This is a genomic window from Kitasatospora sp. NPDC034035 (assembly GCF_055575755.1).
On sequence record NZ_JBVISA010000001.1, the window covers coordinates 147,707 to 172,418 of the forward strand.

General features: G+C 72.3%; 23 protein-coding genes. 16 read left to right on the top strand and 7 right to left on the bottom strand.

Annotated elements, in window-relative coordinates:
* The first annotated feature begins 53 nt into the window (after nt 1-53).
* On the top strand, nt 54-932 hold the full coding sequence (locus ACZ52J_RS00630; protein ID WP_465614846.1) for a geranyl diphosphate 2-C-methyltransferase: 879 nt from the start codon (nt 54-56) through the stop codon (nt 930-932).
* 79 nt (nt 933-1,011) lie between these two features.
* Here ACZ52J_RS00630 and ACZ52J_RS00635 read toward each other — a convergent pair whose 3' ends face one another.
* A complete protein-coding gene (locus ACZ52J_RS00635; protein WP_360501787.1) occupies nt 1,012-1,656 on the bottom strand; it encodes a dihydrofolate reductase family protein in 645 nt (214 codons plus the stop codon).
* Nucleotides 1,657-1,980: 324 nt separating this feature from the next.
* On the opposite strand from ACZ52J_RS00635, the gene ACZ52J_RS00640 reads away from it, so the two are divergent.
* Together ACZ52J_RS00640 and ACZ52J_RS00645 are read left to right on the top strand one after the other, a co-directional pair.
* Nucleotides 1,981-3,051, top strand: a complete 1,071-nt coding sequence (locus tag ACZ52J_RS00640; RefSeq protein WP_465614847.1) for a phosphatidylinositol-specific phospholipase C domain-containing protein — start codon at nt 1,981-1,983, stop codon at nt 3,049-3,051.
* A 417-nt stretch (nt 3,052-3,468) separates the two neighbouring features.
* Nucleotides 3,469-3,819, top strand: a complete 351-nt coding sequence (locus ACZ52J_RS00645) for a 5-carboxymethyl-2-hydroxymuconate Delta-isomerase (RefSeq protein WP_465614848.1) — start codon at nt 3,469-3,471, stop codon at nt 3,817-3,819.
* Between the two features lie 77 nt (nt 3,820-3,896).
* On the opposite strand, the gene ACZ52J_RS00650 is transcribed toward ACZ52J_RS00645, so the two are convergent.
* Nucleotides 3,897-5,501: an alpha/beta hydrolase gene (locus ACZ52J_RS00650; protein ID WP_465614849.1), complete on the bottom strand. Its 1,605-nt coding sequence runs from the start codon at nt 5,499-5,501 to the stop codon at nt 3,897-3,899.
* Nucleotides 5,502-5,646: 145 nt separating this feature from the next.
* On the opposite strand from ACZ52J_RS00650, the gene ACZ52J_RS00655 reads away from it, so the two are divergent.
* The 3 genes from ACZ52J_RS00655 to ACZ52J_RS00665 all read left to right on the top strand — a co-directional run bounded on the left by ACZ52J_RS00655 (nt 5,647) and on the right by ACZ52J_RS00665 (nt 9,832).
* A complete protein-coding gene (locus ACZ52J_RS00655; RefSeq protein WP_465614850.1) occupies nt 5,647-6,999 on the top strand; it encodes an MFS transporter in 1,353 nt (450 codons plus the stop codon).
* Nucleotides 7,000-7,190: 191 nt separating this feature from the next.
* Nucleotides 7,191-8,018, top strand: a complete 828-nt coding sequence (locus ACZ52J_RS00660) for an SAM-dependent methyltransferase (protein WP_465615271.1) — start codon at nt 7,191-7,193, stop codon at nt 8,016-8,018.
* Nucleotides 8,019-8,197: 179 nt separating this feature from the next.
* Nucleotides 8,198-9,832 carry a purple acid phosphatase family protein gene (locus ACZ52J_RS00665; RefSeq protein WP_465614851.1) on the top strand — a complete coding sequence of 545 codons (1,635 nt, stop codon included), beginning with the start codon at nt 8,198-8,200 and terminating at the stop codon, nt 9,830-9,832.
* 82 nt (nt 9,833-9,914) lie between these two features.
* On the opposite strand, the gene ACZ52J_RS00670 is transcribed toward ACZ52J_RS00665, so the two are convergent.
* The 5 genes from ACZ52J_RS00670 to ACZ52J_RS00690 form a co-directional block, all read right to left on the bottom strand.
* Nucleotides 9,915-11,450, bottom strand: a complete 1,536-nt coding sequence (locus tag ACZ52J_RS00670) for a cytochrome P450 (RefSeq protein WP_465614852.1) — start codon at nt 11,448-11,450, stop codon at nt 9,915-9,917.
* Nucleotides 11,451-11,461: 11 nt separating this feature from the next.
* Complete coding sequence (locus tag ACZ52J_RS00675; RefSeq protein WP_465614853.1) at nt 11,462-12,085, bottom strand: GTP-binding protein; 624 nt, start codon at nt 12,083-12,085, stop codon at nt 11,462-11,464.
* Nucleotides 12,066-12,425 (bottom strand): DUF742 domain-containing protein, encoded by a 360-nt coding sequence (locus tag ACZ52J_RS00680; protein ID WP_360501812.1) that lies wholly within the window; start codon nt 12,423-12,425, stop codon nt 12,066-12,068. The genes ACZ52J_RS00675 and ACZ52J_RS00680 overlap by 20 nt, the downstream gene beginning before the upstream one ends.
* A 95-nt stretch (nt 12,426-12,520) precedes the next feature.
* The gene (locus ACZ52J_RS00685) at nt 12,521-12,907 is read right to left on the bottom strand and encodes a roadblock/LC7 domain-containing protein (protein WP_199807809.1); all 387 of its coding nucleotides are present in this window, start codon (nt 12,905-12,907) and stop codon (nt 12,521-12,523) included.
* 17 nt (nt 12,908-12,924) lie between these two features.
* Complete coding sequence (locus ACZ52J_RS00690; RefSeq protein ID WP_360501815.1) at nt 12,925-14,601, bottom strand: ATP-binding protein; 1,677 nt, start codon at nt 14,599-14,601, stop codon at nt 12,925-12,927.
* A 435-nt stretch (nt 14,602-15,036) separates the two neighbouring features.
* On the opposite strand from ACZ52J_RS00690, the gene ACZ52J_RS00695 reads away from it, so the two are divergent.
* The 10 genes from ACZ52J_RS00695 to ACZ52J_RS00740 all read left to right on the top strand — a co-directional run bounded on the left by ACZ52J_RS00695 (nt 15,037) and on the right by ACZ52J_RS00740 (nt 24,509).
* The gene (locus ACZ52J_RS00695) at nt 15,037-15,729 is read left to right on the top strand and encodes a Crp/Fnr family transcriptional regulator (RefSeq protein WP_465614854.1); all 693 of its coding nucleotides are present in this window, start codon (nt 15,037-15,039) and stop codon (nt 15,727-15,729) included.
* Between the two features lie 120 nt (nt 15,730-15,849).
* Nucleotides 15,850-16,827 carry a hypothetical protein gene (locus ACZ52J_RS00700; protein WP_465614855.1) on the top strand — a complete coding sequence of 326 codons (978 nt, stop codon included), beginning with the start codon at nt 15,850-15,852 and terminating at the stop codon, nt 16,825-16,827.
* Nucleotides 16,824-19,007 (top strand): hypothetical protein, encoded by a 2,184-nt coding sequence (locus tag ACZ52J_RS00705; RefSeq protein WP_465614856.1) that lies wholly within the window; start codon nt 16,824-16,826, stop codon nt 19,005-19,007. The genes ACZ52J_RS00700 and ACZ52J_RS00705 overlap by 4 nt, the downstream gene beginning before the upstream one ends.
* Nucleotides 18,991-19,950 carry a hypothetical protein gene (locus ACZ52J_RS00710; protein ID WP_465614857.1) on the top strand — a complete coding sequence of 320 codons (960 nt, stop codon included), beginning with the start codon at nt 18,991-18,993 and terminating at the stop codon, nt 19,948-19,950. Before ACZ52J_RS00705 ends, ACZ52J_RS00710 begins: the two co-directional genes overlap by 17 nt.
* A gap of 59 nt (nt 19,951-20,009) precedes the next feature.
* Nucleotides 20,010-20,498, top strand: coding sequence for a Pycsar system effector family protein (locus ACZ52J_RS00715; protein ID WP_465615273.1), 489 nt, complete (start codon nt 20,010-20,012; stop codon nt 20,496-20,498).
* Between the two features lie 135 nt (nt 20,499-20,633).
* Nucleotides 20,634-21,569 carry a class I SAM-dependent methyltransferase gene (locus tag ACZ52J_RS00720; protein WP_465614858.1) on the top strand — a complete coding sequence of 312 codons (936 nt, stop codon included), beginning with the start codon at nt 20,634-20,636 and terminating at the stop codon, nt 21,567-21,569.
* Nucleotides 21,553-22,128, top strand: a complete 576-nt coding sequence (locus ACZ52J_RS00725) for a GNAT family N-acetyltransferase (RefSeq protein ID WP_465614859.1) — start codon at nt 21,553-21,555, stop codon at nt 22,126-22,128. Before ACZ52J_RS00720 ends, ACZ52J_RS00725 begins: the two co-directional genes overlap by 17 nt.
* A 69-nt stretch (nt 22,129-22,197) precedes the next feature.
* Entirely contained in the window at nt 22,198-22,653 is a 456-nt protein-coding gene (locus tag ACZ52J_RS00730) for a hypothetical protein (RefSeq protein WP_465614860.1), read from the top strand.
* A gap of 15 nt (nt 22,654-22,668) precedes the next feature.
* Nucleotides 22,669-23,904 (top strand): sensor histidine kinase, encoded by a 1,236-nt coding sequence (locus ACZ52J_RS00735; protein ID WP_465614861.1) that lies wholly within the window; start codon nt 22,669-22,671, stop codon nt 23,902-23,904.
* Nucleotides 23,901-24,509 carry a response regulator transcription factor gene (locus ACZ52J_RS00740; RefSeq protein ID WP_465614862.1) on the top strand — a complete coding sequence of 203 codons (609 nt, stop codon included), beginning with the start codon at nt 23,901-23,903 and terminating at the stop codon, nt 24,507-24,509. Before ACZ52J_RS00735 ends, ACZ52J_RS00740 begins: the two co-directional genes overlap by 4 nt.
* Nucleotides 24,510-24,712: the final 203 nt, after the last annotated feature.

Sequence of the window (24,712 nt, forward strand, 5' to 3'; positions counted from 1 at the left end):
CGGCGACGACACCCGTGCTCGGTAACCAGTCTTAAGAACCTTGGAGTTGACCCATGTCCCTGACCGACGACCGCACCACCTCCGGCAAGGCCATCCCCGGCCCGGCGACTCCGTACCAGGGCGACATCGCACGCTACTGGGACCACGAGGCTCGCCCGGTCAACCTTCGTCTGGGCGACGTCGACGGCCTCTACCACCACCACTACGGCATCGGCGAGATCGACCAGGCCGCGATCGGCGACCCGGCCGACAGCGAGCGCGAGAAGAAGGTGATCGCCGAGCTGCACCGCCTGGAGTCCGCCCAGGCCGACGTGCTGCTCGACAACCTCGGCGCCATCCCGGCCGACGGCACCCTGGTCGACGCCGGCTGCGGCCGCGGCGGCTCGATGGTGATGGCCCACCAGCGCTTCGGCTGCCGGGTCGAGGGCCTGACCCTCTCCACCCAGCAGGCCGACTTCGGCAACAAGCGCGCCGCTGAGCTCGGCATCGGATCGTTCGTCCGCTCCCGGGTCGCCAACATGCTGGACATGCCCATCGAGACCGGTTCGGCTGCGGGCTCCTGGAACAACGAGTCCAGCATGTACGTCGACCTGCACGACCTGTTCGCCGAGCACTCCCGGGTGCTCAGCGTCGGCGGCCGGTACGTGACCATCACCGGCTGCTGGAACCCGCGGTACGGCCAGCCGTCGAAGTGGGTCTCGCAGATCAACGCCCACTTCGAGTGCAACATCCACTCCCGCCGCGAGTACCTGCGGGCGATGGCCGACAACCGTCTGGTGCCCCAGGCCGTCATCGACCTGACCCCGGACACCCTGCCCTACTGGGAGCTGCGGAACACCACCTCGCTGGTCACCGGCATCGAGGAGGCGTTCATCGAGTCCTACAAGGACGGCTCGTTCCAGTACGTGCTGATCGCGGCGGACCGGGTCTGATCGCGGTCTGATCGACCGAAACACCGACGGCGGCCTCCCTCGCACCCGCGGGGAGGCCGCCGTCACGTGTGCGGGCTCGCTACGGCCGGGTGAAGGTGAGGTGCGTGACGCCGCTCGGGCCCGTCACCGCCTCGGTGCGGAAGCGCTGCTCCAGGCCCTCCAGCCCCGCCCAGAGCGACTCGCCCCGGCCGAGGACGATCGGCACCACGACCACGTGCAGGTGGTCGATGAGGTCGGCCTCCAGGAAGGCGCGGACCGTGCTCGGGCCGCCGCCGATTCGCACGTCCTTGCCGCCGGCCGCTTCGCGGGCCTGGCGAAGCGCTTCCTCGGGCGTCGCGTCGATGAAGTGGAAGGTCGTCCCGCCCTCCATCTCGAGCGTCGGGCGCGGGTGGTGGGTGAGCACGAAGACGGGGGTGTGGAACGGCGGGTTGGAGCCCCACCAGCCCTTCCACTCCTCGTCCTGCCAGGGGCCGCGCTGCGGGCCGAACTTGTTGCGGCCCATGATCTCCGCGCCGATGTCGTCGCCCCAGGCGCGGGCCATCGCCTCGTCCACGCCGGTGTCGCCGCCCTCCTCGCCGTGCATCCGCCGGAACGTCCGGGTGTTGAAGAACCAGCCGTGCAGCCGGTGGGCGGCGTGGCCGAACGGCGCGTCGAGGCTCTGCCCCTCGCCCGTGCCGTAGCCGTCGAGGGAGATCGAGAAATTGTGGACCCGGACCAGGGACATCGGCTTCCTCCGCCGCTCGGCGCCTCGGTGCGGGCGGGCCGCACCCTGTTCGCGAGCCCACGCTAACCCGCGGGTCCGACACCCTGAGGCTCCGTCACCGTCTCTGGCGTGGCGTGGCGTGGCGGGGGCGGTGGCGGGGCGGAGGTGTGGGCGATGGGCCGCGAGTGGCGGATGTGGAGGAGGGGGAGGGGACCGGCGGAGAAGCAGTGCGCCCGTCACGCTATTGTCGGGCCTTCTTCACGCGGAGCACGCCCAGGTGGGCGATGCTTCGTCAGGCTGCCCGGAGGAGGGCAGCCGGCACGTTCCGAACCTCGGGGGGTTCCCATGACCGTACGCCGTACTCTGTCCGGATTCCTGGCGGCCGGCCTGCTCGCCGGCGCGGCCGCGCTGATCACGACCGTCCCGGCGGGCGCCGCCCCGAGCGGGACGGGCGACCTGCCGTTCGGCTCGGCCACCACCGTCGGCCTGCACAACACCTACGACCCGGCCGCCTTCCCGTACCTGGCTCAGGGCCTGGACACCGGCACCGGGATGATCGAGCTGGACCTCTGGCCGAACATCGTCACCAAGGAGTGGAAGGTCAGCCACTCCAACCCGCTCGGCAACGGCAACAACTGCACCGCCGCGACCACCCCCGCCCAGCTCTACAGCGGCGGCACCAACAAGAACCTGGAGAACTGCCTGGACGACGTCCGGGTCTGGCTCGCCGCGCACCCGGCGGCCGGGACGCTGGTCATCAAGCTGGAACTCAAGCCGGGCTTCTCCGCCAACCTCGGGATGGGCCCCGACCAGCTGGACGCCCTGATCGCCCAGCACCTCGGCTCCGCCGTGCTGCGCCCCGCCGACCTGCTGGCCAAGCCGGGCGGCGGCTCGTACGCGAGCCTCGACGAGGCGGTGCGGGCGGGCAACTGGCCGAGCCGCTCGGCGCTGGCCGGGAAGGTGCTGCTGTACGCGATCCCGGGCACGGTCGAGCTGGGCAACCCCTTCGACACCCTGCACACCGACGTCGAGTACGGGCGGCACCTGCGCGACCTGGCGGCGGCGGGCCGGCTCGGCCAGGCCCAGGTGTTCCCGGCCGTGCTGGGCGCCGCGGCCGGCGACCCGCGTGGTCAGTACACCGGCGCGGACGCCTCGATCCGGCCGTGGTTCGTGGTCTTCGACGGCGATGCGGCCACCTACGTCAACGGCATCGACACCGCGTGGTACGACAACGCGCACTACCTGCTGGTGATGACCGACGCCCACAAGGTCGCGCCGGAGATCAGCGGCACCGACCCGACGGCCGACCAGGCGCGGGCCCGCGTCGAGCAGTTGGCCAAGGCGCACGCGAGCATCGTGTCGAGCGACTGGCGCAAGCTGCCGGCGGCGCAGTCCCTGGTCCTGCCGCGCGGCTGACGGCGTGACGCCTGCGGGCCCCGGATGGGCCCGCAGGCGTCCGGCCGCTGCGGTAACCGGCCAGGTCACGTCACCTTCGGGTACGTCGAGTTGACCCGAGGTGAAGAGTTGGATCATCACCGGCAAGCAGTACCACGAGGACTACTACACCGCCGACCACTACGCGACCTTCCGCAAGGTCGACTTCGGCTGCTGACCCGGCCACCGCTCCACCGCAGGGCCCCGGCGCCGCACCCCGCGCCGGGGCCCGTCTGCTTCACCGCCCGCTTCACCGTCCACTGCGCCATCCACTGCGCCGTTCGTCTCGCCTGCGCCGCCCGCTGTACCGCCCGTCTCGCCGTCCGGGGCCCCGCCCGCCGACCACCCACCGCCGCGCGGTAGCGTCGGCGCCGTACTGTCCGACTCCGGGAGGTTCCCGTGCCGCAGATCCTGGTCGATCACTCGGCCGAACTCGACTTCGACCGCGCGGCCTTGGCCGACGAGGTCCACCAGGCGATCACCGAGGTGATCGATACGACCGTGTCGCAGTGCAAGACCGTCTTCCGTCCCGCCGCGCACCATCGGGTCGGCGACGGCACGACCGGCGAGGCCGTGGTCCTGGTCGAGGTCAAGATCCTGGCCGGCCGCACCGCCGAACAGCGCGCCGAGCTGACCAACCGGGTCCTCGGCGCCCTCCGCTCCCGGATAGCAGAGCCCGCCGCCCTCGGCGTCCAGGTCACCGAACTCGACCGCGACACCTACCGGTTCGTCCACCACCCCGGGCACTGACCGGCGGCGACGCACAGCGGTCCCGGGCGCGCGGCCGGTCGGCCGGGCACACGGGACCGCTGTCGTTCGGGCGGGGGTCAGTCCGTGGGGCAGTGGGTGCCCGCCGTCGGCACGGTGCCGTCCACCAGGAAGGCGTCGACCGAGGCGCGGATGCACTTGCTCGCGCCGTACGCGGTGTGGCCCTCGCCTTCGCGGGTGAGCAGGACGGCGTTGCCGAGCTCGGCGGTGAGCTTCTCGGACCACGCGTACGGGGTGGCCGGGTCGCCGGTGGTGCCGACGACCACGATGGGCGTGGTGGCCGTCGATGTGATGACGTGCGGCTTCTCGGTGGCGCGGAACGGCCAGATCCGGCAGTCCGGGTCGAAGAGCGCCGCGAGCGGGTCGTGCTTGCTGACCAGCGGGGCCTTGGCGGCGAGGTCGGTGAGCGAGGCCTGCAGCTGGTCGCCGGCCGGGGCGTCGGTGGCGCCGTCGGCGCAGTGGATGGCAGTGTAGGCGTCCACGGAGGGGGTGTAACGGCCGTCCTTGTCACGGCCGTTGTAGCCGTCGGCCAGGGCGAGCAGGTCGTCGCCCTTGCCGCGTACCATCGCCCAGCCGAGGGTGTTGCGCAGCCCGCTCCAGGCCTTCTCGCCGCCGTAGAGGCGGCTGATCACGCCGGTCCACGCCGCGCTGGAGGTCAGGGTGCGGCCCTTCGCGGTCTTCAGCGGCTTGTCCTTGAGCCCGTCGAGGAAGTCGGCGAGCTTCTGCGGGGCCCGGCCGGCGTCGGTGCCGAGCGGGCACGGGTCCTTGGTGACGCAGTCGGCGGCGAAGGCCTTCAGGGCGCGCTCGAAGCCGGCCTCCTGCTCGATGTTGTGCTGGACCAGGGAGAAGGAGGGCGAGGTGGCGCCGTCCAGGACGAGCCGGCCGACCCGGTCCGGGAACTCCTCGGCGTAGAGCGAGCCGAGGTAGGTGCCGTAGGACATCCCGAGGTAGCTGAGCTTCTGGTCGCCGAGGGCGCCGCGCAGCACGTCCATGTCCCGGGCGGTGTTGCGGGTGCCGACGAAGGGGAGCAGCTGGGCGTACTTGGCCTGGCAGGCGTCGGCGAGCTGCTTGCCGTGGTCGGCGCCGGGCTCGTCGGTGTTGAGCCAGCCGTCCCGGGCCTGGTCGTCGAGGCACTTGAGCGGGCTGGTGCCGGCCACGCCGCGCGGGTCGAAGCCGACGATGTCGTAGCGCTCGTGCAGCGGGCCGTCGAAGCCCTTGGAGTTGTACGTGACCATCTGGACGCCGGAGCCGCCCGGGCCGCCCGGGTTGAGCAGCAGCGAGCCGATCCGCTGGTCGGGCTTGGTGGCGGGGTTGCGGACCACCGCGACGTCCAGGGTACCGGTGGCCGGGGTGCTGTAGTCGAGCGGGACCTTGAGGGAGGCGCACTGGAGGGCGGAGCTGTCCCCCTCGCTCTGCGGGTCCTTCGGGCAGGGCGCCCAGGCGAGTTGCTGACCGTAGAACGCCTGGAGCGCCGGGTCTGCGGCGCCGGTCGGCTTGGCCGTCGGCGTGGGGGTCGGGGTGACGCTCGGCGTTGCGGCGTCGGCGGCGGCCGTGGTGGGCGCGGTCTTGCCGCTGCTGCCACTGGTGCAGCCGGCCAGCAGGGCGGCGGTGGCGACGGCCGCGACGGTGGCGGGCAGGATGCGCCGCGAGGTTCGGGGGATCATGGAATGCACCGCACACAAATATCACCCGGTCATCACATCAGTCACCTCGATATTCCGTAGGCGTACCGGACGTGGCCCGGCGGCCTCGCGCCGGACCCGGGGGCGCCCGATTCCACAGGGTCCCGAACGGTGCCATGCTGGGGCCATGACAGACAGCGGTGCGCTCACCCCACTCCGTAAGAGGTCGGAAGTCGGCGGACGGCGGCGGGAGTTGGCCGCGGCGACGGTGGGCTCGGTGGTCGAGTCCTTCGACTGGAACATCTACGCCGTCCTCGCGCCCTACTTCGCGGCAGACCTCTTCGGGCACGGCAAACACGGGGTCGGCGGGGTACTGGGGGCGTACGTGACCTTCGCGGTGGGCTTCGTGGCCCGCCCGGTCGGGTCGTACCTGATCGGCCGGCTCAGCGACACCCGGGGGCGGCGCTTCGCGCTGAGCCTCGGCATGGCGGTGATCGCCGTCGCCAGTCTGGGCATCGCGGCCGTGCCGGGCCAGCGCTCGATCGGGGTCTGGGCGGCGGTGCTGGCGGTCCTCGCGCGGCTGGTGCAGGGACTCGCCTTCGGTGGGGAGGCGCCGAGTGTGGCCGCGTACGTGACCGAGACGGCCCCGCCGCGGCACCGGTTCGCGTTCAGCTCGGTGTCGTACGGCGGGATCATCCTCGGCTCGCTGCTCTCCTTCGGGGTGCTCACGCTGCTGATCCACACCATCGGCAAGTCCGGCCTGGAGAACGGCGGTTGGCGCTGGGGCTTCGTGGTCGCCGCACTGCTCGGGCTGGCTGCCGTCTGGGTACGACGCTCGGCACCGGAGAGCGCGGAGTTCCACCGGGCCCGGGAGAGCGTGGCGGACGGTGCCCGCCCGCCGTTCCTGCGGATGCTCCGCGAGCACCGGTGGGCGGCGTTCACCGTCTTCCTCAACACCCTCGGCGGGACGGTCGGTTACTACTTCGCCCTGGTCTACCTGCCGCAGTACGCCGCCGCCTACCACGTGATCGACAAGGAGTCGGCCGCCTCGTTCATGACCGTGGTGCTCGGCGTCGTGCTGGTCACCATGCTGCTCACCGGCGCCGCCGCCGACCGCTTCGGCCTGCTGCCGGTCGCCCGGATCGGGTTCGCCCTGCCCGTGCCACTGGTCGGGGTGCTGCTGGCCGGGCTGCGCCAGGGCTGGCTGCCGTTCCAGGTCGTCGCCGTGCTGCTGGGGATGCTGGTGGCGACGGTGCTCGGCACGCTCAACGTCTTCACCGGGCTGCTGTTCCCGACCGAGGTGCGGGCGGTCGGCCTCGGCGTGGTCAACGCGGCCACCATCGCCGCGTTCGGCGGCACCTTCCCGCTGCTCGCCGAGTGGCTCAGCGACCGGCACTGGCTCGGCGTGATCCCCGGGTACGTCACCCTCTGCACGATGGGCCCGGCCCTCGCGCTGCTGACGGCGATGAAGGTGCCAAGCTTCGCGGCCGCCGTCCGAGATGCCGAGACCGTGGCCGGGCGTTCACCGGGAACCGCCTGACGGACGATCATCGACTGTGGTTGAGTGGTCCGGACTTACGCCGAACGGGGAGAGCGAGCGTGGACGTCAACACACCGGACAACAGCGCATCGGACAGCAGCGCATCGGACAGCAGTGCCGCGGAGAGCAGCACATTCGGCACCGACGCGTTCGACACCGACGCGTTCGGCGCCGACGCATCCGAAAGCTGGCTGACCGAGGCCGGGTTCGAGGAGCCGCCGCAGGCCGACCTGCGCACCGACCGGGCGCACTCCGCCCGGGTCTACGACTACCTGCTCGGCGGCAAGACGAACTTCCCGGCGGACCGCGAGGTCGGCGACCGCGTCATGGCCGACCTGCCCGGCGCGCGCGAGGGGGCGACCGCCGCCCGCGCGGTCATGCACCGGATGGTCCGCCGGCTCGCCGAACTGCACGGCGTCCGCCAGTTCCTCGACGTCGGCACCGGCATCCCCACCGCGCCCAACCTGCACGAGATCGTCCAGTCGGTCGACCCGTCGTCGCGCGTGGTCTACGTGGACAACGACCCGATCGTGCTGGCCCATTCGCGCGCGCTGCTCACCAGCACCCCCGAGGGCCGTACCGCCTACGTCCAGGGCGACCTGCGCGAGCCGGAGCAGTTCCTCGCCGACCCGGCGGTCGCCGCCACCCTGGACCTGAACGAGCCGGTCGCGCTGACGCTGATCAACATCGTGCACTTCCTCTCCGACGAGGCCGCGCACCCGCCCGTCCGCAAGCTCCTGGACGCCCTGCCGGCGGGCAGCTTCCTCGCGCTGACCGCCGGCACCGGCGACACCTCGCCCGATCGGGCGGAGATCGGCGCCCGCCGCTACGCGGAGGCCGGGATCGAGGTCCACATGCGCTCGCGCGAGGGCGTCGAGCGCTTCTTCGCCGGCCTCGAACTGGACGACCCGGGCGTGGTGCTGATCAACCGTTGGCACCCGGAGCTGGGCGAAGCGCCGTCCCCGGCACTGGCCGACGAGGAGGTCCCGGTGTACGGCGGAGTGGGCCGCAAGGCGTAACCGGCCCGCGAGGCGTAACCGACCCGCGAGGCGTAGTCGCCTCCGTAGGGTCCGCCACCGCCGATATTTCGTCAATTCGACGTCCGTCGAACCCGGAGTGCGCCAAAACCATCGTCTTTACGTGTACGTGTCATTAAAGTGACTGCCCGTCGAACCCCCACTCGACAGGCGGAGAACCCATGACCATTGCACGCAGGTCCATCCTCAAAAGCACCTCGGCGGCCGGAGCCGCCCTGGTGGCAGCAGGCTCGACGGCGGCCGCGCAACCCGCGGCCGCCCAACCGGCCGACGACGCCCCCACCAGCCCACTCCTGCAGACCACCCCGCACCGCGCCGGAACGGCCGGCGTGACCGGTTTGCACCTACAGTTCGGCACCGACGCCGGCACGGAGATGACCGTCTCCTGGCTCACCCCGCAGTCCGTCCGCCGCCCGCAAGTGCGGTACGGCACGACGGACGGCGGCCTCGGCCGGGTCGTCCAGGCCGAGACCCGCACCTACCGGGACTCGATCGACAAGATCGAGGTGTACGTCCACCACGCACGCCTCACCGGCCTGCGCCCGGGCACCACCTACCTCTACAGCGCCGGCCACGACGGCGCCAACCCCGAGACGGGCACCTTCACCACCGCCCCGCGCGGCCGCGCCCCCTTCACCTTCACCAGCTTCGGCGACCAGGCCGCGCCCAACCTTCGCCGCCTGGTCACGTTCCCCGCCGGTATGCCCTCGCCGCTCGGCAAGTACCCGGTCTTCATGAGCAGCCAGGTCGGCACCTCGGCCTCCGCCGACATCGTCTCGGCCGTCGAACGCGTCGGCCCGCTCTTCAACCTCGTCAACGGAGACCTCTGCTACTCCTCCTACGCCGGGCGCCACGGCCAGAGCCGCACCGCGACCTGGGCCGACTGGTTCATCAGCAACAGCCGCTCCACCCGGCTGCGCCCCTGGATGCCCTGCGTCGGCAACCACGAGAACGAGGGCGGCAACGGCCCGATCGGCGCCCTCGGCTACCAGGCCTACTTCTCCCTCCCCGACTCCACGGCCTCCTCCGACGAGGAGACCCGGGGCATGTGGTACGCCTTCACCGTCGGCTCGGTGCGCTTCATCAGCCTCGCCAACGACGACGTGGCCATCCAGAACTCCGGCGACATCTACCTGCGCGGCTACTCCGGCGGCGCCCAACAGCGCTGGCTGGAACGCGAGTTGCGCACCGCCCGGAGCAGCCGGGCGATCGACTGGATCGTGGTGTGCATGCACCACCCGATGATCTCCAGCTCCATGCACGGCGCCGGCAGCGACCTCGGCATCCGCGAGACCTGGGGCAAGCTGTTCGACGCCTACGGGGTCGATCTGGTGCTGTGCGGCCACGAGCACTACTACGAGCGCTCCCACCCCGTCCGCGGCACCCTGCCCAACGACACCCGCACTCCGGTGCCGACCGAGACCCGCACCGACATGATCGACACCGGGCGCGGAACCGTCCACATGATCATCGGCGCCGGCGGCAACGCCGCCACCACACAGGACGACCTCTTCCCGACGCCCAAGGGCCGGGTGGTCATCGGGCTGGAGGACCCGAAGCCCGGTGCGCCGTACCGGGAGTCGGTCTGGCTCACCGAGGACGCGCCGTGGGCCGCCGTCCAGGACCGCGAACACGCCCACGGCTTCGCGGCCTTCGAGGTCGACCCCGGCGACCGGCGCGGCGGTACCACCACCATGAAGGTCACCTACTACACCTTCGACGGACCGCACGGCGACCTCACCCCGGTGGACACCTTCACCCTCTACCGCCGCCGGACCGACGGGCGCGAGGGCTGACACCCGCGTGGCTGACACCTGGGCGGCCCGGCGCCGAACCGTCGTGGTTCCGGCGCCGGGCCGCCCAGGTGTCAGTGCCGGTTCAGCGGCGGAAGGCGCCGGTCAGCACCTGCCACCAGCTGCGCCGCCGCTGCGCCGGGACGGTCGGGGCCACGCTCCGGCCCGTCCCGCCGGTTCCGGCCTGCGCGCCCGTCCCGGCGGTTCCCGCCACCGGGACGGCCCGGGCCGCCTGCTCCGCTTCGGCCGCCTGCGCTGCCTGCGTCGCCTGCGCCGCCTGCGCCGCCTGCGCCGCGACCGCCGCCGCCCGCTCCGCCTCCGCGACCGACACCGGGTCCGGGTCGATGTCGCGCGGGGTGAACTCCACGGGCAGCGCCGTCAGGTGCCGGGAGATCCAGGCCGAGCTCCAGGTCAACTCCTCCTCCGGTACGGCGAGTCGGACGTCCGGCAGCAGGGTGAGCAGGATGTCGATGCCGGCCTCGGCGACGTGCCGCCCGATGTCCTGGCCCGGGCACTCGTGCGGCCCCGCGCCGAAGGACAGGTGCGAGCGGTTGCCGTACAGCGGGGCGGCCAGGTCGGGGCGGACCACCGGGTCGACGTTCCCGGCCGCGAGTCCGAGCAGCAGCAGGTCCCCGGCCTTGATCTGCTGCCCGCCGAGTTCGGTGTCGGCGGTCGCCCAGCGGCCGGCCACCAGGGACATCGGCGGGGAGTCCCACAGCACCTGGTCCAGCGCCTCGCCCAGGGTCATCTGGCCGCCGGACAGGTGGGCGCGGAAGCGCGGGTCGGTGAGCACCATCTTCAGCGAGTCGGCGATCAGGTTGACGGTGGTCTCGTTGGCGGCGAGCAGCACCACCCGCAGGTGCTCCATCACCTCGTCCTCGGTCAGACCGGCCGGGTGTGCCAGCAGACGGCTGGTCAGGTCGTCGCCGGGCTCCTCACGCTTGAGGGCGATGGTCCGGCGCAGTCCGGCCACCACGTACTCGTTGCTGGCGATGGCCGTCTCGGTGCCCTTCATCAAGTCCCGGGCGGCGTCGACCAGTTGTGGCCCGTACTCGTCGGGCATGCCGAGCAGCTTGGTCATCACCAGCATCGGCAGGTGCTCGGCGAACTGGGTGATCAGCTCGGCCCGGCCGGTCGGCCCGACCACCTGGACCAGGTCGGTGGTGAACCGCCGCACGTGGCGGCGGATGCCGCGCCGGTCGAAGCGGTTCAGGCCGTCCAGCACGGCGCCGCGCAGCCGGCGGTGCTCGTCGCCGTCCGCGAACACGCAGATCGGCTGCCAGGCGACCACCGGCAGCAGCGGGGAGTCCATCGGGAGCTCGCCGGTGCGGAACGCCGTCCACAGGCGCGAGTCGCGCGAGAACAGCGAGGGGGTGCGCATCGCGGTGATGTTGGCGCCGTGGCCGAGGATCAGCCAGGCCCGGTGGTCGCCGTGCAGCAGGACCGGGGCCACCTCGCCGTACTCGGCGCGCAGCTTCTCGTAGAGGCCGGCCGGGTCGGCCTCGGCCTCCGGCCCGTACAGGCGCCGCAGGCCGCCGGGGCCGATCGGGCCGGTGGTGCTGCCGTGCGCCGGGCAGCCGGGCGGCGGGGTGGGTGCGGCGTCGGGGAACGGGGTGCTCACAGGGTCTCCGGTCACAGGGTTCGGGTGGTCGGCGCGGCCAGCTCGTACAGGTAGTGCATCAGCGTCATCAGGGTGTCCCGGCTGGATTCGCGGCTGCGCGCGTCACAGCTGACGATCGGCACGTCGGACGGCAGGTCGAGCGCACCGCGCAGGTCCGCGAGCGGGACGCTCGGCGCCTCGGCGAAGCCGTTGACGGCGACCACGAAGGGCACACCGCGCTCCTCCAGCCGCCCGATCACCTCGAAGCTGACCTCCAGCCGGCGGGTGTCGACCAGCACCACCGCGCCGAGGGCGCCCTCGAACAGGCCGTTCCAGAGGAACCAGAACCGCTCCTGCCCGGGGGTGCCGAAGACGTACAGCACGAGCCGCTCGCTGAGGCTGATCCGGCCGAAGTCCATGGCCACGGTGGTGGAGGTCTTGAGCTCGACCCCGGTCGGGTCGTCCACGCCGACCCCGGCCTGGGTCATGGTCTCCTCGGTGGTCAGCGGGCGGATCTCGCTGACGGAGCCGACCAGCGTCGTCTTGCCGACGCCGAAGCCGCCCACGATCACCACCTTGACCGCCGTGGTGACGGTGTCCGGCAGCAGGTCCGCGCCGGCCGGCCCCACCGCCGTGTCAGAGCCGCTGAAGTCCATGGATCACCGCCTCCAACAGGGCCCGGTCGGGAAGTTCCGCCGCCGGCACGGCGGCGCGGGCCTCGATCAGTTCGTCGTCGAGCAGGTCCGCCAGCAGGACGGTGACCACGCTCGTGGGTAGCCCCAGGTAGGCGGAGACCTCCGCCACCGAGAGCGGGGAGCGGCACAGCCGCAGGATGGCCGCGTGCTCGGGCTGCAGGGCGGGGGTCGGCTCCGCGCGGGAGACGATCAGGGTGACCAGGTCGAAGACGCCCGGCCCGGACGGACCGCTGCGGCCGCGGGTGATCACGTACAGGCGGTCGGGCTCGGGGCCGTCCCAGCCGCCCTGGTCTGCCGTCATGCAACCGCCTCACTGTGCTCGTTCATGCGCGTGGCCGTTCATGCGCGTGCCCGTTCATGTGGCCGTCCCGCCGCCGCGCGGGTCCGGGGGCCGGTTCACGCGACCACCTCGGGGTTGCGCGGCGGCGTGGACAGGTGCTCGCCGATCCGGGCCACCAGGTCACGCATCTGGTGGCTCACCAGCCCGGCGTCCACGCCCTCGTCGGCGAGCACCGCGAGGTAGGCGCGGTCACCGGCCGCCATCAGGTAGAAGTAGCCGCCGTCCACCTCGATCACCACCAGCCGCATCGAGCCGTCGCCGTGCGGGAACTCGTGCCCGACCGCGCCGGCCAGGCTCTGCAGCCCGGCGCAGGCGGCGGCCAGGCGGTCGGCGGTGTCCGGATCGGTGCCGTACTGGGCGATCCGCAGACCGTCCGCGGACAGCACGATGACGTGGCGCACGCACGGGACGCTGTGCGCGAGGTCGTTGAGGATCCAGTCCATGTTGCTGCGGTGCGGAATCACTGCTCGCCTTTCCCTGCCGTCTCTTCAGTGGTGTGTCCGGGGCCGGTCTGCGCGGCACCGGGCCGGCCGACCCGGCCGACCGGACCGGCGGACGGTCCGGGCCCGGTGCCCTTGATGCCGTCCATGAACGCCTCCAGCCACAGGCCGGGCTGCTTCGGCTCCGTGGCGGGGCGGGGAGCCTGCGCCGCCGGGCCCGCCGCAGGCCCGGCCGTCGGACCGGCGAGCGGCGCGGACGGCTGGGCGGTGCCGCGCGCGGGGGTGGCGAAGGCGGCGCGGCCGGTCGGCCGGTGGCGCCGGCGCTGCGGCAGGCCGGTGGCCGTCCGCTCGGTCACGATCACCTCGTCGTCCCCGGCCGCCGCCGAGACGGAGGGCGAGCCCCACGGGCTGGTCGAGCCGTAGGACGGGCCGACGCCGGCCGAGGTGGTCCGGGCGCCCCAGGGCCGCGCCGGGGCCGCGTGCCGGGGCGGGTTCGGCGGGAGCGGACGGGGGCCGGAGAAGGCGCCGATGCCGTGCGCCCGCCCGGTCGGGGGAGCGGTGGTGAGCAGTTCCTGCGGTACGACCAGCACCGCGCGCACACCGCCGTACGCGGAGCGGCGCAGCGACACCTGGAAGCCGTACGCCTGGCAGAGCCGGCCGACGATGGCGAAGCCCAGCCGCGGGGACTCGGTGAGGTCGTCGAAGTCCTTGGAGACCATGGCCTCGCGCATCGCGCGTTCGGCGCGGGCCGTGGCCTCGTCGGTGAGGCCGAGACCGCCGTCCTCGATCTCGATCGCCATCCCGCTCTGCACCTCGGAGGCGCTCAGGTGCACGTGGGTGTGCGGCGGGGAGTAGCGGGTCGCGTTGTCGAGCAGCTCGGCGACGGCGTGGATCAGCGGTTCGACGGCCGGGCCGGTGACCGAGATCTGGGCCACCGGGTGCAGGTCCACCCGCTGGTACTCCAGGATCCGGGACATGCCGCCGCGCAGCACGCTGTAGAGGGCGATCGGCCGGGTCCACTGGCGGCCGGGGCGAGCGCCGGAGAGGACGGCGATACTGTCGGCGAGGCGGCCGGTCAGCGCGTTGCCGTGGTCCAGGCGCAGCAGGTCGTCGAAGACCGCCGGGTCGTTGCCGTGCCGGTCCTCCATCTCCCGCAGGTCCTTGGCCTGCCGGTGGATGATCGCCTGGACCCGGCGGGCGATGTTGACGAAGGCGCGCTCGGCGGAGTCGCGCCGGCTGACCTCGTCGTCGACGGCGACGGCGATGCCGTGCGCGACGGACACCAGGGACTTGCGGAACCTCGGCGACACGGCCACCAGGTCCTGCCCGATCGGGTTCAGCAGGACGTCCATCGAGTACCCGTACCGGGCCCCGGCGACCACCCGGCGCAGCTCGACCTCGGCCAGCCGCGCGAGTTCGTCCTCCTGCCCGGCCAGTCGGCGCTGGAAGTCCTCCGCCTGCCGGACGCTACGGTCCCGCAGTTCGCTCAACGCCCGCCCCCGGCGGGCCGACTCGGCGGCCACCACGGCCACCAGCACGGTGCCCGTCGCCCCGCACCACAGCACCCCGGCCCGGGCCCCGGCGCCCACCAGCGCCGCGGCGACCGCCACGGCCGCGGCCATCACGGCCGTCGGCAGCAGCCAGCCGAGCAGGGGCGCGCGGCGCCGTCTGGCGGGTGACGATCCAGCTCGAAGCATTCAGCATCCTCAAACGATCGGAACAGTACGGGGACGGACGGCGACCGGCTCCGGAGGCGTGGTGCTGCAGCATAGCCAAGTTCAGGACAATCCTGACCGAAACTCAAAAATACTGTCCCTCAACCGACTTGTGGCAACTTGCCGGACATGCCCGACATCTCGCACACCAGTCCCGCGCCCGGCGGAACGCCGCCCCGCACCAGGCTTCTCGCCCCGCCGCCCCCGCACCGCCAACCCGCCCCGGATTCGCCCATCAGAAGGGTTTCCACGCCAAGTCCCCGCGCGAAAAGCAGAGTTCGTGCTACGGCGAGAACGTCGATCAATCCGCCGTTGACGGGTTACCCGAAAAGGGTCGGCAACCGGGGCGCGCCCCGGGGGCGCCCCGAAGCCCCGATTCGTCTGCGTACCGAGTGCCGCTCCTCCTAGGGTCATCGCATGACCGATCACGGCAGCCGAACCCCGGACTCGTTGGGCTGGAACCTGCGCCACCTCATGGGCGCCGAGGTCTGGACGAACATGCTGGGGGAGGCGTTCGAGCGTCGGCACCCCATCGGCACCACCCTGTTGCGGCAGGGCGAGACGGGCACTCATGTCCTCGCCCTGCTGGCCGGGGTGGCGAAAGTCAGCCGCCAGGAGCGCAACGGGCATGCCAGGTTGTTGGCGTTCCGAGGTCCGGGGGAACTGCTGGGTGAGGTGGCGGTGCTGGACGACGGAGTCCGCTCGGCGAGCGTGCACGCGATATCGGACTGCGCGGTCGCGGTGCTTCCCAAGGCGGTGTTCCTGCGCTTCGTCGCCGAGCGGGACCTGTTCCCCGTGATGGTGCGCTACGCCATGGGTCGGCTGCGGGAGTCGGACCTGGCCCGGACCGGCGGAGATGTCGTGGCGCGACTGGCTGCTGTGCTGGTCGCGCTCGCCGACGTCTCAGCGGGCGCTACTGCGACGGCGGGGCGTCGGATCGAACTGGCCCTGACGCGCGACGAACTGGCCCAGCACATCGGCGTGTCCCGGAACACCATTACGACGGCGCTGGCGGGCCTGGCCGCTCAGCGGGTCGAGGCCGGACGGAAGGCCATCGCCCTCGGCGACCTCCCCGCCCTCCGCCGTGTCGCCGAGATGCTCCGCGACTGACGCTCCCTCGAAGGGTGTGACCTCTGTCACCTGATTTTCGCACTGGGCGAGCACACCGCGCGACGCAGTCTCGCGAAGCTTGGTGGCGCAAGGTCAGTACGGGAATGAGAAGGAGCAGAGATGACGGAGTTCGACCAGCCGCTGCCCGAGGCCAGCGCCCTGCCCTACAGCCGCAGCCGGCACCTCCCGCCGTACCGGGGAATCGTCGCCGTGGACGCCAAGGACTTCACCGGCTACCCGGCGATCGAGCACGGCGTGATCAGCCAGGCCGTCCCGCAGGTGCTCCAGTGGTCCTTCGAGCGGGCCGGACTGGCGGAGGTATGGAAGGACCGGAGGTTCCCCAATTCGACGGGCGACGGATACGTCTTCGGCTTCGACCCGGTGTGGATGCCCTTCCTGATCCACCCCTGGCTGAATACCCTGCAGGAGGTGCTGACCGAGTTCAACGTGCACTCGGTCGGGACGGTGCGCGTCCGGCTGAGGGTCAGCCTCAACATCGGTCCCCTCCCGGACACGGGCGGCGAGTTCGACGGCAACGGCACCCCTCGGAACGACACCCACCGCCTGCTCGACTCCCGTCCCGTGAAGGCCATGCTGGCCGCATCCAACGAGAGCATCACCCAGGTGGCCGCCATTCTTTCCGATCGCTGCTATCAGGACGCGGTGGCCGGCGGATTCACCGGACGCCACCCCGACCACTTCATCGAGGTCCCGGCCACGGTGGAGGGCAAGCACTTCGACCAGCGGGCATGGCTGTACGTGCCTGCGCCCTCCGGCAACCTCTACGACCGCAGGATCCTCGGCGAGGTTGTCGTCGAGGAGCAGGAGGGTCGGCAGGGGCGGACGGCAGCCGTTGAGCCGGGGGCTGGGCGAACGGAGGGCCACCGTGCGACGAGGGCAGTGGTGAAGCAGCGGGCCGACGGTGGCAACCTGAACAGCGGCACGGTGCACGGGGGCCAGAGTGTCACCAATGTGCGCGGCGACTATGCGGGTCGCGACTCTTTCGGCGGCGACTACGTGGCGGGCAACAAGGCAGGGACGGTCCAGGGCAACCAGGGGGACACGGTCCACGGCGACAAGAACGAGCACCGCCGGTGAGCGCCGAGGAGCGCCCGGCCCTCGAAGGTCCGTCCGACGTTCTGGGCGACACTGATCTCGACTTCGACTTCGATGACTTCGACGGCGAGTTCGCGGACCGGTTCGGTGTCCGGGGTGCTGGCCGCCCGCATATCATCTACGCGCCGAACGGCAACATCAATACCGGCTCGGTGCACGGGGGCCAGCGCGTGGAGAGCGGCGCTGCTGGGGCAGGCACGGGTGGCGGCCCGCGGGTGGAGGCGCATGACGGGCCCATCTCCGCGCCGGAGATCCTGGCCGCCTGTACCGGGTTCGCGACGCCGGAGTGCTTCCCCAGGGCGCTCGAGGAACTCGGCACGCGCCTTCTCTTCCTCGCCGGGGAACCCGGCACCGGACGCCGCACCACGGCCCTCAACCTGCTGTTCGAGTGCAGCGGGAAGAGCATGGGTCTACGCGCGCTCGACAGCGACGAGGACCTGTCCTCCTGGCAGCCCACTCACAGTGCGGCACGCGGGTACCTGGTGCACGGCCTGTCGCCCACGGTGAGGCTAGGCCCGACGGCGGTTGCCAGGATTCGCCAGCGATTGGACGACGCCGGGGCCTACATGGTGGTCCTGCTGCCGCACGACTCGAACACGCTCCGTCGCCTCGTTCGTGAGTCGGACATCAGCCCGGTGCGATACGTGCCCCCATCGCCGGGTTCGGTATTCGAGGCGCGGTTCGAGGCTGCAGTACCCGAGGACGACCGGCGTCAGGAACTGCTGGCGAGGCTGGGGCCCGAGTTGGACGACTTGCTGGCACCCGAACTGGTGCCGGCCCAGGTCGCCGAACTCGTCGACGCGGTGAGCCGGTCCGGTGACAACGGCCCCGACCTGGCCGACCTCGGCCAGCGGCTGAGCTTCCTCGCGGAGACGGAGGTCCCGGACATCCTGAAGGCACTCCGCGAGGACCCGGACGCATTGGCGTTCCTGCTGGTGACGAGCGTTCTCGAGGGACTCGACCACCGGATCGTCCAGGAGGAAACGGATCGGCTGCTCAAGCTGGCCGACGGCCGACTCGACGCGGTTCAGCGGCCGGCAGTGAACGAAGATCGAGAGCAGGGCAGGAGCGGTGAGGCCCCTCAGTCCAACCCACGGTTCGTCTTCCGGCGCTCGCTGGACGAACTCCTCGCAACCATCCGGGCCGAATGCCAAACCAGCGAGATCCGCGAAGTCGGCAGCTACACCTACACGGTGGAACCGGTCCGTTTCAAGCGGCACCGGCAGGCGGAGGCGGTGCTTCGGCACGTGTGGCGGCAGTACGGTGAGGTTTCCGGATTGCTGACCGAGTGGATGGACAACGTTCCCGGCACTGAAACCGAGTTGGCCGGACCGGTGGGCCGCGTGATGGGGCTGGCCGCCAGCTGGAGCGGTGGCCGTAGGGCGCTGCGCCACATCCACGAGCTGGCCCGGTCCGACCGCGCGCAGAGCCGAAGTACTGCCGCATACGCGCTGGGTATCGCGGCACAGGATCCGATCCTCGCCGGGGAGGTGAAGCACCGCCTCGGCAGATGGAGCCTCGACGGCGGCGCGCGGCTCCGGTCGACCGTGGCCGACGCCTGCGGAAGGGATTTCGGAGCGGCCCGACCGGAACTTGCGATCTCGTTGATCCGGCGCTGTTACCGGGGCGATGAAGGCGATGAGTATGTGGTGGCCCTGGCGGCGCGCCGCTCCCTGGAGAGGCTGTTTGCAGGCGGGAACGAGACAGCTGTCTTCCGTCAGTTCGTGGAGTGGACCGACAAGCCGGGGGGCGATGCCGAACTCGCCCAGAAGGCCTTTCCGGATCTGCTGCGGGACCCGTCCTGGTTCCGGCAACAACTGTATCCGGGCGCTGAGTTCACCGAGGCTGTGCTCGTCTTCGTCCGGCGTTCTCTCAACGACGAGAGCCTCTTCGAGCGTACAAGTCACAGGCTGCTCGTCTGGTGCCACCAGGCGGCCTGGGACGAGCCGCTCAGAGGCGCCGTGGAGACGCTCCTCACCGCCCTCGCCCAGGGCATGCGCTCCGGCGAACTGAGGCTGTTGGTCGAGATCGACGGCAGTGACAACCCCGACCTGGTCGGCCGCGACATCGCCCGCCGCGCCCTGGAGGCCTGGCGGCATGGCGAGTCGCAGCCCTACTTCTCCGCCACTGCGTTTGGAGGCACCGATGACCCTCGACAGTGACCAGCCGCTCTACTCCCAGGCAACCCGCGCCCCCTGGCGGGAGATCCTCTGGTACCGCTGGTCCGGGCGGAGGGACCGTGCCTTGGTCCTGCGGGACCGGGACGGGCTCTACCACCAATTGGGGGAACGCCGCCGGAGCCTTCCCGCCGAGGACGGAGAGTCGGAGGGCGCAGGGACCGTCCGTCTCGGTCTGCGCGGGTTCGACCGGGCGTACCTGGTCGAGGTAGACGAACGCTCGGGCACCCGGGCCGTCGGCCTCCCCACCCCGTACGGCACGGAACCACTGGAGGTCCATGTCCTGTGGTGGGCGCACGACGCCGCGCAGGTCGTGCGGACCCGGACCAACCGGGGCTGGCTGCCGGTCCGCAAGGATCTCGACCGGCGCCTGCACCAGCTCAAGGACCAGTTCGCCGTAGCGGGGACCAGGTTGGGCACAGCCGAGCTGGTGCAGTACCTCGCCGCGCCGTACGTGATGCCGGACCACGGCCTCACCTACCGTGTCGCCGACGTTTCCGCACGGGAGTACGGCAACGAACTGCGGCTCGGCGAGCCTGACGCGGCGGACGTGCCCTTCGATTGGATGGAGAAGAGCCCGGAGGAGTACGCGTTCTGCCGCCGGGCCGTCCAGGAGGGGCCGGTCGCACTTGCGGCGCTGTGGCTCGCTAGAAAGCCCGACCAGGTCCACGACGTCCTGGACTGGGCCGTCAACCACGCCGACCTACTCCGGGGCGAGACCACCTGGCAGGACCAATTGGCCGGGATGCTGGGCAAGCTGACGACGCAGGAGCGACTGGAGCTTTCCAGGATGCTGCGCGACCGCCTGGTAGCCCTCGGACGGCAGGTTCCCGGCCCCGGCCCGCAGGATCCGGGGCCGGAGTTCGGCAAGGTCCGTTCCCAGGTCAACGGCTGGCCCGGCGCCGTGCCGAACGGGAGGCCGCGGTGATACGGGCGGGCGTACGTCGTGAGCAAGCGCGGCGCCGACGGTTGGCTTCCGTGTCGACGATGGCGTGCAACCCGTCGGCGTTGTCGGCGATGGAACGCCTGATGGCGGCCAACAGTGCGGAACTCGTCCGGGCCGACACCAAGGCTTCCGTGTTCCTGGCATTCACGGGCGGGGTACTCGCCACCTTCATTCCGCTGGACAGCGGCGGTGAGCCCGATCCGGGGCGGCGGCTCCTGTGGTGGACTGCCGTGGCGTGCGCCTTGCTGGCCGCCGCGTGCTTCGTCGCCGCGTTGGTGCCGCGCCACCGGAAGGGCCGGCGTGGAGGGCTAGCTGGTCCGGGGTACTTCGAGCACATCGCGTCCGGAGCTGACCTGGATCGCCTGCGCAGCGCCTTCGAACGGGTCGGACGCGACCCGGCTGGCCCCCTGCTCGCCGCGCTGGCTGGCACCAGCGCGATCATCCGGGCGAAGTGTCGCTGGGTCGAGGCCGGAATGGTCCTGCTCCTCCTGGCACTTCCCCAGTTCACACTGACTCTCCGGCCGCGGTGAGCAGGCGGGCCCCGGCCGAGGTTCGGCCGGGGCCGTGGCATCCGGGAAGTTGCGACAGAGAGCTAGCAACATCTGTTGCGTAGTGAAGCAACGACCATTGACACGTTGCCGCAGCGGTCCCTACAGTGCGGGCCCATGGAGACGGACGATCTTGGTCGGCGGGTGGCGGAGGATGTGGCCGGTGGGGGCGGAGTGGAGGGGCTGCGGCGGCTGTCGGGCGTGATCGAGGCGTTGGAGGAGCGGCGGACGGAGCTGGTGGAGGAGTTGCGGCGCGGGCGCGAGGCCACCTGGGAGGAGATCGGACGGGCCTGCGGGATGACCCGGCAGGGCGCGACGCGGCGGTGGGCCGGGCGGCTGCGGGCACGGTCGTTCGGGGTCGCGGCGGCGTCGTACCAGGCCGGGCGGCCGGGATACCCGCAGGCGCTGATCGGGTCCGCGGTGCCCCGGGAGGCCCGGCGGGTGCTCGATCTGGGCGCCGGGACGGGCAAGTTGACCCGGCTGCTGGTCGAGGCGGGCCTGGACGTGGTCGCGGTCGAGCCCGACGAGGGAATGCGGGCGCACTTGGCCGCGGCGGTGCCGAAGGCGGCCGTCCGGGCGGGCTCGGCGGAGCGCGTCCCGCTGCCGGACGGGAGCATGGACGCCGTCGTGGTCGCGCAGGCCTGGCACTGGTTCGACCCGGCCGTCGCGGTGCCCGAGATCGCCCGGGTGCTCGCCCCCGGCGGGACGCTCGCCCTGGTGTGGAACGTCCGGGACGAATCGGAGCCCTGGGCCGCCGAACTCGGCGCGCTGATGCACCGGTCGACGCGGCAGCGGATCGACACCAGGCCCGTCCTGCCGGCGCCCTTCGGCCCGCCCGAGCGGCTGGAGATCCGCTGGGAGCACGAGACCACGCGGGCCGGGATCGTGGACATGGTCGCCTCGCGCAGCTACGTCATCGCGCTGCCGGAGAGCGAACGCATCCGGCTGCTGGCCGACGTCGGGCACCTGCTCGCCACCCACCCGGACCTGGCGGGGCAGGACACGATCGCCCTGCCGTACCTCACCCGGTGCACCCGTGTCCGCCTCGGCTGAGCCGGGCACGGTGCGCCGGCCCGTCACTGTGCGCCGCCTGGGCCGCGCGGATGCCGAGCCGTACCGGGCGTTCCGCCTGGAAGCCCTGCGCGAGACGCCCAGCGCCTTCACCTCCCGCCACGCCGAGGAGCGCGCCAAGCCGATGGCCGCGACGCTGCGCCGCCTGACCGAGGCCGAGGACGGGCCGGGCGCCCTGCTCGGGGCCTTCGACGACACGGGCACGCTGGTCGGCACCGCCGGGCTCAAGGTGGCGTCGCGGAGCCAGGAGCGGCACAAGGGCACGCTGTACGGCATGGCGGTGGCCCGCAGCGCCGCCGGGCGGGGGATCGGCCGGGCTCTGGTGCGGGAGGTGCTGCGCACGGCCGCCGAGGACGGGCGGCTGCGGCAGGTGCTGCTGACCGTCTCCGAGGGCAACGAGGCCGCCCTGCGGCTCTACACCGCCTGCGGCTTCGAGGTGTGGGGCCGAGAACCGAGGGCCGTGCTGGTGGACGGGCTGGCCGTCGCGAAGCTGCACATGGTGCGGCTGCTGGACGCCGAGCCGACAGCGGCCGGGCGCTGACAATTGTCATGGCGCACCGGTGCGCGAGCACACTGCCCCGCGCACCGGGCCTGCGCCCACGATGGGTCCATGACCTCCACCGAGACCTCCACTGACAGCGAAACCGGCACCGGCACCGACCCCGATCTGCACCACCCCGACACCCGGCGGGCCTTCCGCACCGTGCGGCGGTTCGTCCTCGCCTACCTCGGCCTCAGCGTGCTGACGCTGGCGGTCGCCTTCGCCCTCCGCGACCACCCTTCCCTCGTCACCTCGGCGGTCTGGGTCCGCGGCACCATCGTCGTGGCCGGCGCCGCCGTGACCCTGCTGCTCACCGCCCGCGCGGCCCGCGGCTCCCGGGGGGCCTTCCGGCGGCTGCGGATCATCTCGGCCGCCATGCTCGCCGCGATCGCTACGATCATCGTCCTGCCGGGGCTCTTCCCGGTCTGGATGAAGGTCGAGCAGGGCCTGTGCGGGCTCGCCCTGCTGGGCGTGGCCGTCCTGGTCAACGGGCGGCACCTGCGTACCCTGTTCGCCAGGCTCTGAGGAGGGGGCGCGAGGGTGACCGACCTCGACCGCGAGACCGCACCGAGCGCGCCGCCGACGGCTACGCCGACGACTGCGGCAACGACTGTGCCGACGACGCCGAGCGCGCCGGGCTCCGCCCACCGCTGGGGGCCGGGTCGGCGACGCCTCCTGCTGGGCGCCGGGATGCTGGTCTTCCCGGCGCTCACCGCCGTGGCCGTGAGTCAGGACGTCGCCGGGTCGGCCGCGTTCGCCGGATACGCCGTGGTCGCCGCGTTCTGCCTCTGCTACGTGCTGACCGCCCTCGCCCTCGAACGCGGCCGACGGCACCGGGTCACACTGCTGCTGGCGGTGATGACCGCCCTGTTCCTCGCCGCGCTCCCGTTCGCCCACGCGGACGCCTTCTACCTCGCCACCGTGGTCGTCTCGGCGGTCGCGGCCCTGTGGCGTCGGCAGGCCGCCCGGGTGGTGACCGTCGCCACGCTGGCCGCGTTCCTGGTGCCGTGGGCGGTGCGCCCCTGGCACACCGGGCCCGGCGGATTCCAGGCGCTGGCCCTGCTGTTCACCGCGCTCACCTGCGGCGCCTTCGCCGAACTGGCCGCCACCAACGGGGAGCTGGTCGCCGCCCGGGCCGAGGTGGCCCGGCTGGCCTCCGAGGCCGAACGCAACCGGATCGCCCGCGACCTGCACGACCTGCTCGGCCACTCGCTGACCGCGATCACCGTCAAGTCCCGCCTGGCGCAACGGCTGGCCGACAAGGACCCGGACCACGCGGTCGCCGAGATGGCGGCCGTGGAGACGCTCTCCCGGCAGGCGCTGTCCGACGTCCGCGCCGCCGTCACCGGCTACCGCGAGGTGACCCTCGCGGGCGAGCTGGCCCGCGCCCGCGAACTGCTGCGCGCCGCCGGGGTGGTGGCCGACCTGCCGACGGCGGCGGACGCGGTCGGGCCGGAGCACCGCGAACTGTTCGGCTGGGTACTGCGCGAGGGCATCACGAACACGGTCCGGCACGCCCGTGCCGCCCGCTGCTCGGTGGTGCTCACCGCGACCTCGGTGGAGATCCGCGACGACGGTCGGGGCGATCAGGGCGATCAGGGCGGCCCCGGCGGCCCCGGAGGCCAAGGCGACGGCAAAGGCCTCACCGGCCTGCGGGAACGGGTCGCGGCGGCGGGCGGTACGGTCGAGGCAGGCCCGCTCGCCCCGCGCGGCTGGCGGCTGCTGGTCACCGTCCCGCCGGGCGGCTCCGACTCCCCTCCCGAAGGGACGACATGACGATCCGCCTGCTGCTCGCCGAGGACCAGGAGCTGGTGCGCACCGCGCTGCGCGCCCTGCTCGACCTGGAGGACGACTTCGAGGTGGTCGCCGCCGTCGGCCGCGGCGACCAGGTCGCGGAGGCGGCCCGCGAGCACGGGCCGGACGTCGCCCTGCTCGACATCGAGATGCCCGGACTGGACGGCCTGGCGGCGGCCGCCGTCCTGGCCCAGCGGGCGCCGGAGTGCCGGGTCGTCATCCTCACCACGTTCGGCCGCGCCGGCTACCTGCGCCGGGCCATGGAGGCGGGCGCGGTCGGCTTCGTGGTCAAGGACGCGCCCGCAGAGGTGCTGGCCGACGCCATCCGCCGGGTCGCGGCGGGGGAGCGGGTGGTGGACCCGGACCTGGCCGCCGCCACCCTCGCGGCGGGCACCTCCCCGCTCACCGCCCGCGAGCGCGACGTGCTGAACTCCTCCCGCCCGGGCGCCGGGGTCGCGGAGATCGCCGCGAAGCTCTACCTCTCCGAGGGGACGGTCCGCAACTACTTCTCCTCGGCCATCGCCAAGACCGGCACCCGCAACCGTACGGAGGCCCTGCGGGTCGCGGACGAGCGCGGCTGGCTCTGAGCCCGCGCCACCCTCGACCGCACCCGCCCCGCCGACGTGAAGCCCTCCTGGCCCGCAACACCGCAACACCGCAACACCGCAACACCGCAACACCGCAACACCGCAGCTCCGCAACACCGCAGCTCCGACAGCAATTAAGTCATTCGACTGTTTCGGTGCTGCCGTTCCCGTTCGATCCTGGCCGGGTGCCCACACGTCGGTGC